This is a genomic window from Rhizobium sp. RU36D (assembly GCF_900176345.1).
GTDB lineage: Bacteria > Pseudomonadota > Alphaproteobacteria > Rhizobiales > Rhizobiaceae > Allorhizobium.
In genome coordinates, this window is the sequence record NZ_FWXU01000001.1 from 427,523 (window position 1) to 440,859 (window position 13,337).

At 62.0% G+C, this 13,337-nt stretch carries 13 protein-coding genes; 5 read left to right on the plus strand and 8 right to left on the minus strand.

Annotated elements, in window-relative coordinates; all coding sequences use genetic code 11:
• Positions 1-17 precede the first annotated feature (17 nt).
• The 7 genes from B9A97_RS02075 to B9A97_RS02105 form a co-directional block, all read right to left on the minus strand.
• Positions 18-1,004, minus strand: a complete 987-nt coding sequence (locus B9A97_RS02075; protein ID WP_084363298.1) for an NAD-dependent epimerase/dehydratase family protein — start codon at positions 1,002-1,004, stop codon at positions 18-20.
• A gap of 90 nt (positions 1,005-1,094) precedes the next feature.
• Entirely contained in the window at positions 1,095-1,946 is an 852-nt protein-coding gene (locus tag B9A97_RS02080; RefSeq protein ID WP_084363299.1) for a GNAT family N-acetyltransferase, read from the minus strand.
• A complete protein-coding gene (locus tag B9A97_RS02085; RefSeq protein WP_084363300.1) occupies positions 1,943-2,689 on the minus strand; it encodes an aspartate/glutamate racemase family protein in 747 nt (248 codons plus the stop codon). Before B9A97_RS02085 ends, B9A97_RS02080 begins: the two co-directional genes overlap by 4 nt.
• Positions 2,690-2,706: 17 nt before the next feature.
• Positions 2,707-3,522 carry an ABC transporter permease gene (locus B9A97_RS02090; protein WP_084363301.1) on the minus strand — a complete coding sequence of 272 codons (816 nt, stop codon included), beginning with the start codon at positions 3,520-3,522 and terminating at the stop codon, positions 2,707-2,709.
• Positions 3,523-3,524: 2 nt separating this feature from the next.
• Positions 3,525-4,430, minus strand: a complete 906-nt coding sequence (locus B9A97_RS02095) for an ABC transporter permease (protein ID WP_084363302.1) — start codon at positions 4,428-4,430, stop codon at positions 3,525-3,527.
• Between the two features lie 269 nt (positions 4,431-4,699).
• Entirely contained in the window at positions 4,700-5,989 is a 1,290-nt protein-coding gene (locus B9A97_RS02100; protein WP_084363303.1) for an ABC transporter substrate-binding protein, read from the minus strand.
• A 56-nt stretch (positions 5,990-6,045) separates the two neighbouring features.
• Entirely contained in the window at positions 6,046-7,125 is a 1,080-nt protein-coding gene (locus tag B9A97_RS02105) for an ABC transporter ATP-binding protein (RefSeq protein ID WP_084363494.1), read from the minus strand.
• A gap of 259 nt (positions 7,126-7,384) precedes the next feature.
• Here B9A97_RS02105 and B9A97_RS02110 point away from each other — a divergent pair, with 259 nt between their 5' ends.
• Positions 7,385-8,098: a GntR family transcriptional regulator gene (locus B9A97_RS02110; RefSeq protein ID WP_084363304.1), complete on the plus strand. Its 714-nt coding sequence runs from the start codon at positions 7,385-7,387 to the stop codon at positions 8,096-8,098.
• 45 nt (positions 8,099-8,143) lie between these two features.
• Here the strand turns inward: B9A97_RS02110 and B9A97_RS02115 are convergent, their stop codons facing one another.
• Entirely contained in the window at positions 8,144-8,911 is a 768-nt protein-coding gene (locus B9A97_RS02115) for an IclR family transcriptional regulator (protein ID WP_084363305.1), read from the minus strand.
• 156 nt (positions 8,912-9,067) lie between these two features.
• Between B9A97_RS02115 and B9A97_RS02120 the strand changes: the two genes are divergently transcribed.
• Genes B9A97_RS02120 through B9A97_RS02135 form a run of 4 tightly spaced genes read left to right on the plus strand, consistent with a single transcriptional unit; the run spans position 9,068 to position 13,221 of the window.
• Positions 9,068-9,820, plus strand: coding sequence for an SDR family oxidoreductase (locus tag B9A97_RS02120; RefSeq protein WP_084363306.1), 753 nt, complete (start codon positions 9,068-9,070; stop codon positions 9,818-9,820).
• A gap of 7 nt (positions 9,821-9,827) precedes the next feature.
• Positions 9,828-10,709: an amidohydrolase family protein gene (locus B9A97_RS02125; protein ID WP_084363307.1), complete on the plus strand. Its 882-nt coding sequence runs from the start codon at positions 9,828-9,830 to the stop codon at positions 10,707-10,709.
• Positions 10,706-12,226: a sugar ABC transporter ATP-binding protein gene (locus B9A97_RS02130; protein ID WP_084363308.1), complete on the plus strand. Its 1,521-nt coding sequence runs from the start codon at positions 10,706-10,708 to the stop codon at positions 12,224-12,226. The genes B9A97_RS02125 and B9A97_RS02130 overlap by 4 nt, the downstream gene beginning before the upstream one ends.
• Positions 12,223-13,221, plus strand: a complete 999-nt coding sequence (locus B9A97_RS02135) for an ABC transporter permease (protein ID WP_084363309.1) — start codon at positions 12,223-12,225, stop codon at positions 13,219-13,221. Before B9A97_RS02130 ends, B9A97_RS02135 begins: the two co-directional genes overlap by 4 nt.
• Positions 13,222-13,337: the final 116 nt, after the last annotated feature.

Sequence of the window (13,337 nt, forward strand, 5' to 3'; positions counted from 1 at the left end):
CGGGTCCTCGGTCCCCCTTACGTGGCATTCTGCTTCATCGCGTTTCTCAAGGCCGCCATCGTATCCGTCTGCGGCTTCCAGCCGGTGGCCGCCAGATGGCTGGAACTGGCGATCAGGTCGCGACTTAACGTTTCCCATTTTGCCCCTTGGCCCGCGAGCGTCGCTGCAAATGCAAGCAGAGCCGAGGGCAGCACGAAGAGCGATGACGGCCTGCCGAGCCCATGCCGAAGCGCCACCACGATATCGCTGACGGCAAGCGGATGGGCGTCGGCAACGAGAAAGGTTCCGCCATCCGTGGCTTGGCTCTCCATGCAATGCAGGACCGCCCGGCACAGCGCATCGCGGTCCACCAGGGAACGCCGGGCGGTCAGCGCGGCGAACGGCAAGGGCATCGGCAGGGCTGCCAGCCTTGCAAGCGTCGCGAGATTGCCCCCGACGCCAGGTCCATAGACCAAAACAGGTCGCAGGATGGAGAAATGGGATGGCGTCAGCGCATTGGCAACCGCGATCTCGCCGGCAAGTTTTGTCCGGCCGTAGTCGTCCACCGGCTCCGGCTTGGCATGTTCGGTAAGCACACCCCGAAAACTGGCACCGCACTGCGCCCGACTGGAGGAGACATAGACCATCTTTCCCGGCAAGGACCGGGCGGCGGCATCTGCCAACCGCTTGGTCAGCAGAAAATTCGCCTGATGATAGGCTTTCTTCGACTCCTCCGCGGACAAGCGCGTATGTGCGATGGCCGCGAGATGGACGATATGATCGACGCCCTCCAACAGTGCATCGAAAGCCGCGTCGGGCGCCTTGTCCGGTGACGGCAACCGGCGGATGTCGGCAGCACCATCAGGCACCGCCCCCGCAGGCTCGCGCGAGGCTGCGATGACGCGATAACCGGACTTGGCGAGAAGCGGAACGAGCGCCCGTCCGACAAAGCCGCGGGCGCCGGTCACCAGAACGGCAACGCCATGCGCGCCGGAACCTACACGCTCGATAACGCCTTCAGACACGCCTCAACCTCGATCTCATTGCAATGACGCCGCCGTTATAGGCTGCTTGCTGACATCAGCCAATTGCCATCCTTGCAATAGGGCTTGCGCCTATCCCAGTTCCAGTGTGGTGACGGCGAAGACGCCATCCTGGCGCAAAACGGGTGGTGTGCCGCGATACATGCGGGCGGTCACGAAGCCCCTCTGAAATCCTGCCGCTTCGAGCAGCTTTGAGAATTCGGAACTGGTCTCGGGCACATCGAGATGAATAGGACCACTGCCAATGGCCTGCGCCAGTCCGGTCACCAGTGCCCAGGCGGTCTCCGCGTCATCCGCGAAGACCGGGCCAATCTTGTGTCCCTCCAGGCAGCGCCGGGCGACCGCATAGCCGACCAGGACATCGCCCCGCATGGCAAGCCTGGCAATGCGTGGCTCAGCCACCCACCGAGACAGGAAGTCATTCCTCTCTGCGGGAAAGCACCGCCGATCATAGGCCGCAACCGCAGCCATCATGGCAGGGTTCAAGTCAACAATCGCGACGATGGAGGAGCCGTCGGAGAAGGTCTCTGCGGGCCCACTCCAGCGGTAAGTGTTGTATGCGGGGCGAAAGCCCATGGCCGCATAATTGGCCTGCTGCGCTGGCACGCCGTCCAGTCCGATCGTGCGGCCCTCAAGATGCCGCATACCGGCGTCCCAGACCTCTCTGCCATATCCCAGGCCGCGCTTGTCAGGCCGGCAGATATAAAGGCCGATGAAACCGAAATCCTCGCCGTAGCGGACGGCGGAAATGCCCGCGACCATCTCGTCGCCCACAAATCCGCTAAGGAAGTCCTGTGGGTCTGCGGCCAGGAACGGCTCGGCATCGGCGATCCCCGGATTCCACCCCTCCTCTGCCGCCCATCGGAGCAGCAGGCGGAGATGGTCGAGATCCAGTGGGCGAATTTGCAGGGAAGTGCTGGTCATGCCTTGACTATAGCAGAGGGGGCGAAGCTCGCCATCAGGCCCAGATAACTCTTGGAGACCGGCGTGGCATAGGCGCCGCGCTTTGCGGTGGAAAGGCCGAGTGCAACAAGGCTTTCCGCCTGCTTCACCGCGGCCGCCACGCCGTCCACCACCGGCACGCCGAATTCCCGCCTGAGATCCGCCGTCAGGTCCGCCATGCCGGCACAGCCAAGCACGATCGCCTCCGCCTTGTCTTCCCTCAGCGCTGCGGCAATCTCGTTGCGCAACCGGTCCCGCGCGTTGGATTGGGGATCCTCCAGCGACAGGACGGGGATATCCGCGGCGCGCACCTTGCAGCGCCCGCCCATGCCGTAGCGATGCACGAGATGCTCCAGCGGCAGCCGCGAGCGGTCCATCGTCGTAACGACGGTGAAGCGCTGCGCGATAAAGGCGGTCGCCGACAAGGCTGCCTCGCATATGCCGATGACCGGAATACCTGCGAGCGCCCGGGCCGCATCCAGGCCGGTATCGTCGAAACAGGCGATGATGGCGGCTTGCGCGCCGGCCTGTTCGCCCCTGGCGATCTCGACCAGCAGGCCCGGCACCGCAAAGGCCTCGTCATAATAGCCCTCGATGGAGACAGGCCCCATGGACGAGGTGACGGCCGTGATTTCCGTCGTGGCGTTTGCCACCCGGCTGGCGGAGTCCGCAATGGTCGCCGTCATGCTGCGGGTGGTATTCGGATTGACGATCAGCAATTTCATGGGAATGTCAGGGCCTGTCAGCGGGTGCGGCGCCGGTTCATGGCAATGATGATGCCAAGTGTTCCGGCGATCACCAGGAAGGAAAAGACCGTCGTCACGGTGCCGAGCGCATAGAGAACCGGAGTCGTGACATTGGTCGTCATGCCGTAGATCTCGAGCGGCAGCGTGTTGTAGGTGCCCGAGGTCATCAGCGTCCGGGCAAATTCGTCATAAGACAGCGTGAAGCCGAACAGACCGACCCCGATGAGGCTGGGGGCGATGATCGGCAGAACCACATGGGCAAATGTCTGCCAGGAGGTCGCCCCGAGATCGCGAGCCGCCTCTTCGTAGGAGGGTGAGAAGCGGTTGAAGACCGCGAACATGATCAGCACGCCAAACGGCAGCGTCCAGGTGAGATGCGCGCCAAAGGCCGAGGAATACCAGGCGGGCTGCACGCCGATCTGGTTGAACACGACGCCGATGCCGAGCGAGATGATGATCGAAGGCACGACGAGGCTGGCAACCGACAGGTAGAACAGTGCCGTTGCTCCGTAGAACTTGCGGCGGAAGGCAAGTCCCGCCAGCACCGACACGACCACCGTGACCAGCATGACCATGATGCCCAGCATCAGCGACCGGCGGAAACTGCCACCGAAATCGCCCACCGCCTGTTTTTCGAACAAATTGAAGAACCAGTGCAGCGACACTCCATTGAGCGGGAAGGTAAGCCCTCCATTAGGCCCCTGGAAGGACAGGATCAGGATCGCCGATAGCGGTCCGTAGAGAAACAGCACGAACACCGCGAAGAACGCCGCGAGAATGTAGAATTCCTTGCCTCGCTTGTCAGCATACATGGTCAGAGCTCCTTGCGGATATCGACGATGCGCAGGATGCCCGCGACCATCATGAGGACGAGGATCAGCAGCACCACGGCATTGGCGGCGGCGGCCGGATATTGCAGCAGCGACATCTGGTTCTTCATCATCAGCGCCACCGACGCGCTCTGGCCGCCGGACATCACCTGCACGGTGGAGAAGTCGGCCATGACCAACGTGACGACGAAGATGGTGCCGATTGCCATGCCCGGCTTGGCGAGCGGCAGGATGACATTGGTCAGGATCTGCCACCCACTGGCTCCCGCGTCGCGCGCCGCCTCGACCAGGGATTTGTCGATGCGCATCAGCGTGTTGAAGATCGGCGTGACCATGAAGAGCGTGTAGAGATGCACCATGGCGAGCACCACGGCAAAATCGGAATAGAGCAGCCATTCGATCGGCTGCGAAATGACGCCTGACCCGACCAGGGTGGAATTGACGAGGCCGTTTCTGCCGAGCACCGGGATCCAGGAAATCATCCTGATGATGTTCGAGGTCAGGAACGGCACGGTGCAGACGAGGAAAAGCACCATCTGCATAGCCGAACTGCGGATGTGGAAGGCGAGGAAATAGGCGACCCAGAAGCCGACGAAGAGCGTGATCGCCCAAACCAGGAATGCAAACTTCAAGGTATTGAGATAGGTCCGCCAGGTGACCCACGAGCCCAGCGTCTCCTCGTAGTTGAAGGTCACGAAATCAGGATACATCTGCGCAAAGTCGTAATCCCAGAAGGACACGACCGTGATCATCAGGATCGGAACCAGCAGGAAACAGAACAGGATCACCGTCAACGGCGTCGCCTGCAGATAGGCGGCAAGCCATGCCGGCAAACGGATCTCCCGCCTCGGCTTCGGCTCTCCGACCCCTATGAACCTGACTTCTGCCATGGATCTTTGTTCCATTGATTGTGTGCCGAACCCCCCTCTGTCCTGCCGGACATCTCCCCCTCAAGGGGGGAGATCGGATGGAGCGACGCTATGCCCAAAAGTTACGAGCGGCCCAGTGTCCCAATGATCATGTAGCGGGTATTCAGACAGTGGAGCATGCCGACCGATCGAACACCTGCCGATCTCCCCCCTTGAGGGGGAGATGTCCGGCAGGACAGAGGGGGGTACGACGTGCACCCCCTTCGATGTTGCGAAGAACGCAACCCAGCTTATGCCGCGATGAACTCGTTCCAGCGGCGGACCATGTAGCGGTCTTCGTCCATGACGGAGTTCCAGCACGCGACCTTGCCCATACGCTCTTCGAACGAGCCGCCATCGCGCACGGCGCCGGCCTTCTCCATGACCTTGCCATCGGGGGCGACGATATCGCCCTGGGCCGGCTTGCCCTCGACCCAGAAGCCCCATTCGTCGGGGGACATGAATTCCTTGGCGGTTTCCATGGCGGCCGAGTAGTAGCCCTGGCGGTTGAGATAGGCGCCAACCCAACCGGACGTGTACCAGTTGATATATTCATAGGCAGCATCGAGCTGGGCGCCCTGCAGGTGCGCGGCAAGGCCGAGACCACCGCCCCACGAGCGATAGCCTTCCTTGAGCGGCTGGTACTTGCAGGCGATACCCTTGGAGCGCACGGCGGCAACGGCCGGCGACCACATGGACTGGATGATGACTTCGCCCGAGGCCATGAGGTTGACGGATTCGTCGAAGCTCTTCCAGAAGGCGCGGAACTGGCCGTCCTTCTTGGCCTTGATCAGGAAGTCGATGGTGGCGTCGATTTCCGCCTTGGTCATGTTGCCCTTGTCGGCATACTTGATGTTGCCCATGGCTTCCATGATCATCGCGGCATCCATGATGCCGATCGACGGAATATTGAGGATCGAGGTCTTGCCCTTGAAGGCCGGATCCATGATGTCCGCCCAGGTGGTGATCTCGCGGCCGACGAGGTCAGGACGAATGCCAAGGGTATCGGCGTTGTAGATGGTCGGCATCATCGTGAACCATTCGGTTTCCGACTTTGCGAAGGTCTTGTCGCCGGGCTTTTCGACATAGCCGACCGTGTGCGGGGCGGTGCCCTGAGCGATGACGCTGTCGGGGGTCAGCTTGCCGTTCTTGAACAGCGGCACGACCTTGTCATAAAATTTGAGCTTCTTGGTATCCATCGGCTGGATCACGCCGGCGGGGAACACCTTCTTCAGGATCCAGTATTCGATGTCGGCAATGTCGTAGGAATTGGGCTGCGTGACCGCGCGCTGTGCCGCAGCGTCCGAATCCGTCGCCGTCATTTCCAAGGTGATGCCGAGATCGGCCTTGCACTTCTCGGCGATGGCGTTGAGGTTCGAAACGCCGGTGCCGAACTGGCGCAGCGTGATCGGGTTCTGGGCCCATATGGTGGGGAAACCGGTGATGGCCCCCGAGCCGGCAGCGAGACCGGCGGCGGCAGAGGCCGTCTTCAACAGGGATCGGCGGGTCAGCCCCTTGGTCTTCTTTGGCGTATCGGTCATGCGCTGTTCTCCTTCTGTGAGTTTATTGATTTCGTTTGCTTTTTGGCCACCGGCCGTCACACGCGTCCCAGCACGATGGCATCGGCAGCACTCCAGGATAGCGGGACGGCATCGCCGACCTTGGCCGGACGGGCGAAATAGTCGGTGTCGCTGAGGATCACGGTGAAGTCCTCGACCCCGGCGCCGGCCACGACGAGTTTGACGCTCGCGCCGCGATATTCGACATTCGAGACGATGCCGGTGAAGCCGAGCCCGGGAATATCGGTTTCCGAAAGACGGACATGATCCGTACGCACCGCCATATCGAGGGAGGCTCCAATGTCCGCCTCTCCCAAGGCCTGAAAACGTCCGCCACTGGACACGTCGATCATCACAGCGCCGTCGGCGGCCTCCGCCACCTTTCCGGAAATCACATTGTGATCGCCCATGAAGCGGGCCACGAACGCCGTTGCCGGCCGCTCGAACACCACGCGCGGATGGGCCGCCTGCTCGATGCGCCCCTCGTTCATGATGACGATCAGGTCCGCCAGCGCCATGGCCTCTTCCTGGCTATGGGTGACATGGACGAAGGAGATGCCGAGCGAGGTCTGCAGCTTCTTCAGCTCCGCCCGCATCTTGATCTTCAGGAAGGGATCGAGCGCCGACAGCGGCTCGTCGAGCAGCAGCGCCTCGGGATCGGTGATCAGCGCACGCGCCAAGGCGACGCGCTGCTGCTGCCCACCCGAAAGCTGCGCGGGCCGGCGCGAGGCATAGGCATCGAGCTGCATCAGCGACAACATCTCGCGTGCCTTAGCCTGCCGCGCCTGCTTGTCCACACCCTTCATTTTCAGGCTGAAGGCGACATTGTCGACAAGATCCAGGTGCGGAAACAACGCATAGGACTGGAACATCATCGCCGTGCCGCGCCTGGCCGGTGGCAGATCGGTGACATTCACATTGCCCATCAGCACGTCGCCGCTGGAGGCGCCCTCATGCCCAGCGATCATGCGAAGCGTGGAGGTCTTGCCGCAGCCCGACGGACCAAGAAGGCAGCAATAGGTGCCTGCCGGTATCTTCAGACTAATCGCGTCCACCGCGGTGGTTTGACCATAGATCTTGGTCAGTGCGGCCAATTCTATTTCTGCTGCCTTTGTCATCGACATCCCTCTGCCTGCCGATAGACATGCATCAGGCGTGCCAAGTCCGAATTCCAGGAAACTGGCCGGATATTGCCGCCGGCATAAGCGTCGATATGATTGGCTGCACGAAAACGCATCCGTGCATGCACAAAAAATCATCTTTTGTGTTCGAAACATATCCAAGATTGTACGCAATCTTTTTCGGCGATTGTTGACGGCCGATATTCCCTAACCGAGGCCCAGCAGGTACAACATTGCGAGCAAGCGGACGGACATCATGAACATCGCACACAAAGGCCAACTGGGCATCGACCCCAACCAGGAAGACCGCGCCAAGGCAATTCGGGACCAGTTGCGCGACGCCATCGTTGATCGGCGGCTGGCGCCCGGCACAAAGCTGTCGGAGGCCGAGGTCGGAACCCTGTTCGATGTCAGCCGCACCGTCGTCCGTTACGCCCTGCAAATGCTGGCCTTCGAAGGCCTGGTGAAAACGGAGCGCAATCGCGGTGCCTTCGTGTCCAATCCGTCCCCCGAAGAGGCCCGCCACGTCTTCGCCTCCCGCCGTCTGATCGAGCCGGGCATTGTCGCCGCCGCCGCCGAGCGCATAACGCGCGCCGACATCGATGCCTTCCGACAGCAATTGCAGGAGGAGGACCGGCACCGGCATGTCCGCGGGGCCGAGGCCCGCCGCGCGGAAATCAAAGCATCCGGCGATTTCCATCTTCTGCTGGCAAAGGTGGCGGGCAATACGATCCTGGAAAAATTCATGGACGAGCTTGTCGCCCGTTCATCCCTGGTCATCGCGCTCTATGGACGCAGCGGCGTCTCAAGCTGTGGTCATGACGAGCATCTCCACATCCTGGAAGCGCTGGAAAGGCGCGATGTGGAAAAAGCCACGGGCCTGATGCTGCACCACATCGACCATATAGAGGCCGATCTGGACCTGCGGCAGCAGGAGGGCCTGACGCTCAAGGATGCGCTGTCGCTGTAGCCAGACCCAAACAACGGTGTCACTGCAGAGTGACGTGACTCAAAACTAAGATAAAGACAGCCTGGCACACAGGGCCTGCAGCCGTTCCACAATCGCCATGCGATTGCCGCCATCGGGAAGGTCGAGCCTCTGGGCGAATGCGCATGTGATGACGGCGATGGCATCACCACCAGGCGCCAGAATGGGCACGGTGATATCCTGCACGCCCAGCAATTGCTGGCTCGCACCAATACGATAGCCCTGGTCCCGCACCTGCTGCAGTTGCGGCTCCATGGACGCAAGCTTCTCCGCCTGGCCCGAGTTTCCCCATAGCGCAAGAGTCTCCTCGCGCTGCAGCGGCGCTTGAAATGCTGTGAGCACGATTCCCGAGCCAGTGGACAACAGATCCAGTTCGGCGCCGACGCGGACATGGAACTCCCACACATCAGGAGGACTGGACTGGGCAATAACCACCGCTCCGCCCTGTCGCTGAACCACGAGATGGCAGGACTGATGGGACTGACGGGCAAACTCATCCATCAGCGGCAAGGCCTGTGCGACGAGCCGGCGAACAGGCGGGTGCCGATGGGCCAACAGGAACAACTTCATCGTCAGTTCGTAGCGGTCGCCTTCCGCCGAGCGCGCTACGTAATTTCGCGCCACGAGCCGCTCCAGCATCCGGTATATTTCGGAGGGGCTGCGGCCCATTGCCTTGACGATTTCCGCCCGTGTCAGGCCCTTCGGCTCGTCCGCTAGCAGTTCGAGAATATCGAGCCCCTTATCGAGGGCGGGCGCGCGATATCGATCCAACTTATCGTCAGGTTGTGCAGCCATCGGTCGACAGTCCCTCCCTTTGCGACGACTTGTTAGGGCTAGTCGTCTTGGCTGCCAATAACGCAATTTTCGGGTTGCCACGTCAATTCATTTTTGAATATAGTGTTCACATGTAAAAAAGACGTGCATCAGCACGCGGCATGGGAGGAGACAGACATGCGGCTCAAGGGCAAGACGATTCTCATTTCGGCTGCCGGCCAGGGTATTGGTCGCGCCAGCGCGCTCGCCTGCCGTGCTGAAGGCGCAACCGTGATTGCGACCGATGTCAACGAGGCCGCGCTTGAGAGCCTTCACGCCGAAGCAGCAGGCGGCATCGAAACCCGCCGGCTTGATGTGACCGACCCCGCTGCAATCATCGCTTTGGCCTCGGAAATCGCCCCTCTCGACGGCCTGTTCAACTGCGCCGGTTTTGTCCATAACGGCAACATTCTCGAATGCTCCGACGACGACTGGGACTTCAGCTTCAATCTGAACGTCAAGGCGATGTTCCGGATCATGAAGGCGGTGATGCCGGGCATGCTGGAGCGGGCACAATCGACCGGCACCGCCTCTATCCTCAACATGGCCAGCATGGCGTCGTCGGTGAAGGGCTTTCCAAACCGCATGGCCTATGGCGCCAGCAAGGCGGCCGTGATCGGGCTGACCAAGGCGGTCGCCGCCGATTTCGTCAAGCAGGGCCTTCGCTGCAACGCGCTCTGCCCCGGCACGGTCGATACACCCTCGCTAAGGGGCCGCATCGCCGCTTCGGCGGATCCGGTCCAGGCGGAGAAGGACTTCATCGCGCGCCAGCCCATGGGGCGGCTCGCCACCGTGGACGACATCGCGCCGATGGTCGTCTACCTGCTGTCTGACGAGTCGCGCTTCGTGACCGGCCAGGCGGTGCTTGTCGATGGCGGCGTCACGATTTGAGGGCGTCATGGAAAAAATCGACGCCCACTGTCATTTCTGGAGCCTCGAAAGAGGCGACTATGGCTGGCTGAGCCCCGACAACGCCGCCCTCACGCCCATCTACCGGGATTTCGGTCCCGCTGAGATGAAGTCGCTGGCGGCAGCGGCCGGCGTTTCAAGATATGTCGCCGTCCAGGCAGCGCCGACCGAGGCCGAGACACGTTACCTGCTGGACCTCGCATCCAAATATCCCGAGATTGCCGGCGTGGTCGGCTGGGTGGACCTGACGACCGCCGACGCAGCGGAGCGGATCGCTGATCTTGCCCGAAACCAGCTGCTGAAGGGCATTCGCCCGATGCTGCAGGACTTGGCCGAAGACGACTGGATCAATACGGCCCCAACAGACGCAGCCCTTGCTGCCCTCGCCGCCTCCAGCCTGCGCTTCGACGCGCTGGTTCTGCCGCGGCATCTGATGGCGCTGGAGCCCTTCATTCTCGCCCACCCCACTCTGCCCGTGGTCATCGACCACGCAGCAAAGCCGGCGCTGGGTGCGGCTGCTGACGATCCTCGTCATCAGATGTGGACAGCCGGCATGGAGCGCCTTGCGGCGATACCCCATGTTCACTGCAAGCTCTCGGGGCTGCTCACCGAGATGCGGCCCGATCAATATGCCGGCATCGACAAGGCCATTTCCGTTCTCCGGCCTTACGTCACCAAGCTTCTGGAGTGGTTTGGGCCGGACCGCCTGATCTGGGGGTCTGATTGGCCGGTGCTGACCCTGGCAGGCCCGCACGATTTCTGGGTCACCGTGGCGCAGTCCCTGCTCTCGGACCTAACGGCAAACGAGACGGCTGCAATCTTCGGCGGCAACGCAAAGCGCTTTTACGGCTTGGATGAGGTGATGGCATGACCGATCTTGTCCGCATGACGGGAATCGAGAAGCGTTTTCCCGGGGTGCACGCGCTGAAATCCGCGCGCTTCGAGCTGAAGGCCGGCGAGGTTCATGCCCTCATGGGCGAGAACGGCGCCGGCAAGTCGACCATGATGAAGGTACTGTCCGGCATCTATCAACCCGATGAAGGCACGATCGAGATCGACGGCAAGCCCGTGGTGATCAACGGCCCGCGCGCCGCACAGGCCTTGGGCGTTGGCATCATCCATCAGGAACTCTCCCTGATGAACGACCTGACGGTCGCCCAGAACATCATGATCGGCAAGGAGCCGCGCAAATCCTTCGGTCGGCTGGACGAGGCGGCGCTGAACCGCCAGGCCTCAGACATCCTCAAGACCATGAATATGGCAATCGATCCCCGGACTTTGGTCTCGACGCTGACCATCGCCCGACAGCAGATGATCGAGATCGCCAAGGCCCTGTCGAACAAGTCCCGCATCCTGATCATGGATGAGCCGACGGCCGCCTTGACGGACCAGGAAATCGCGGAACTCTTCACCATCATCCGCAAACTGAAGGCGGAAGGCGTGGGGATCGTCTACATCTCCCACAAGATGGACGAGTTGAAGCAGATCTCCGACCGCGTCACCGTGATGCGCGATGGCGAATATGTGGGCACCGTCAACGCCGCTGAGGCACCGGTGTCCCAGATCATTTCGATGATGGTTGGCCGGGCGCTGACCGACGAAGCGGTCGTCATACCGGATCTTTCCCGCGCCGAAACCGCGCTGGAAGTGCGCGGCCTGTCCCGCGGCCGCGAGATCCGCAATGTCGGCTTCACCCTCAAGAAGGGCGAGATCCTCGGCTTTGCCGGCCTGATGGGCGCCGGCCGCACGGAAGTCGCCCGCGCCATCTTCGGCGCCGACCCCCGCGAGGCCGGAGAGATCATCGTCCACGGCAAACCCTGCGACATCAAGACGCCGGAAGATGCCGTCCGCGCCGGCATCGGTTATCTCTCCGAGGACCGCAAGCATTTCGGCTTGGCGCTCGGCATGGATGTGCGCGCCAATATCGGCATGGCCAGCATGAAGGACTTTTCCGACGGCCTGGGCCGCATCGACGAAGGCCGCCTGAAGACCATTGCCAAGGACTATATCGCGACGCTCGCCATCCGCACACCGAGCGACCGGCAGGAGGTACGCCTGCTCTCGGGCGGCAACCAGCAGAAGGTCGTCATCGCCAAGTGGCTGCTGCGCAATTGCGACATCCTGATTTTCGACGAGCCGACGCGCGGCATCGATGTCGGCGCCAAGGCCGAAATCTATCGGCTGCTGGCCGAGCTTGCCGCTCAGGGCAAGGCGCTGATCGTCATCAGTTCGGAACTGCCCGAAGTGCTGCGTGTGTCGCATCGCATCGCGGTCATGTGTGAGGGACGCCTGACGGGCATCCTGCCGGGGGGAGCCGGCACCAAACAGGAGGATATAATGCATCTCGCCACCCAGCGCGAGACCATGAGGGAGGGAGTTTCCGCATGAACGCCATAGCATCAAAGACCTCGCCGGCTTCCTGGCTCAAGGCCTCGGGCGCGCACCAGAAGTTGCTGGCCTTCGCCAGCCTCATCGTGCTGATGATCGTCTTCAGCCTCGCCTCGCCGAACTTCCTGCAGACGTCCAACATCATCGCCATCCTGCAGGCAACCAGCGTCAACGGCGTTCTGGCCATCGCCGCGACACTCGTGATCATTACGGGCGGCATCGATCTTTCGGTCGGCACGCTCATGACCTTTTGTGCCGTGATCGCCGGCGTCGTGCTGACCTATTGGGGCATGCCGCTACCGCTCGGGATTGTCGCTGCGATCGCCACCGGCGCGCTGTGCGGGCTGATCTCCGGCACGCTGATTGCCAAGATGAAGATCCCGCCCTTCATCGCCACGCTCGGCATGATGCTGATCCTCAAGGGCATGTCCCTGGTCATATCAGGCACCAAGCCGATCTATTTCAATGACACGCCCGGCTTCCCCTATATTTCCACCGGCTCGCTGATTGGCTCGCTGGTGCCCGGCCTGCCGATCCCCAATGGCGTGCTGATCCTGTTCCTCGTCGCCGGCGCCGCCGCCTATATTCTCGGCCGCACCGTTCTGGGCCGCTACTGTTTCGCGCTGGGTTCGAACGAAGAGGCCGTGCGCCTCTCCGGCGTCAACACCGATGGCTGGAAGATGGCGATCTATGCTCTGGCTGGCGGAATCTGCGGCATTGCCGGCCTGCTGATCGCCTCGCGGCTCAACTCCGCCCAGCCGGCGCTTGGCCAGGGCTACGAACTGGACGCGATCGCGGCTGTGGTCATCGGCGGCACCTCGCTCTCGGGAGGGCGCGGCACGATCATCGGCACCATTATCGGCGCGCTGATCATGTCCGTGCTGCTGAACGGCCTGCGCATCCTCTCGGTTGCCCAGGAATGGCAGACAGTCGTTACCGGCTCGATCATCATCGTCGCGGTCTATGCCGACATGGTGCGACGCCGGAAGGCATAAAACCTATCTCCCGAGGCCCTCACTGGCTTCGGGGTGAAATACCGGCCACAAGGCCGCAAGGGAGAGAGGGCGGTCTACGCCTCGGAGGAGACTAATTCGCCTATCGTGAACACAAA

Excerpts from the sequence above, each read along its gene's own strand:
- B9A97_RS02080 (WP_084363299.1), bottom strand. The coding sequence starts at position 1,946 with ATGACCAGCACTTCCCTGCAAATTCGCCCACTGGATCTCGACCATCTC.
- B9A97_RS02085 (WP_084363300.1), bottom strand. The coding sequence starts at position 2,689 with ATGAAATTGCTGATCGTCAATCCGAATACCACCCGCAGCATGACGGCG.
- B9A97_RS02090 (WP_084363301.1), bottom strand. The coding sequence starts at position 3,522 with ATGTATGCTGACAAGCGAGGCAAGGAATTCTACATTCTCGCGGCGTTC.
- B9A97_RS02095 (WP_084363302.1), bottom strand. The coding sequence starts at position 4,430 with ATGGCAGAAGTCAGGTTCATAGGGGTCGGAGAGCCGAAGCCGAGGCGG.
- B9A97_RS02100 (WP_084363303.1), bottom strand. The coding sequence starts at position 5,989 with ATGACCGATACGCCAAAGAAGACCAAGGGGCTGACCCGCCGATCCCTG.
- B9A97_RS02105 (WP_084363494.1), bottom strand. The coding sequence starts at position 7,125 with ATGACAAAGGCAGCAGAAATAGAATTGGCCGCACTGACCAAGATCTAT.
- B9A97_RS02110 (WP_084363304.1), top strand. The coding sequence starts at position 7,385 with ATGAACATCGCACACAAAGGCCAACTGGGCATCGACCCCAACCAGGAA.
- B9A97_RS02115 (WP_084363305.1), bottom strand. The coding sequence starts at position 8,911 with ATGGCTGCACAACCTGACGATAAGTTGGATCGATATCGCGCGCCCGCC.
- B9A97_RS02120 (WP_084363306.1), top strand. The coding sequence starts at position 9,068 with ATGCGGCTCAAGGGCAAGACGATTCTCATTTCGGCTGCCGGCCAGGGT.
- B9A97_RS02125 (WP_084363307.1), top strand. The coding sequence starts at position 9,828 with ATGGAAAAAATCGACGCCCACTGTCATTTCTGGAGCCTCGAAAGAGGC.
- B9A97_RS02130 (WP_084363308.1), top strand. The coding sequence starts at position 10,706 with ATGACCGATCTTGTCCGCATGACGGGAATCGAGAAGCGTTTTCCCGGG.
- B9A97_RS02135 (WP_084363309.1), top strand. The coding sequence starts at position 12,223 with ATGAACGCCATAGCATCAAAGACCTCGCCGGCTTCCTGGCTCAAGGCC.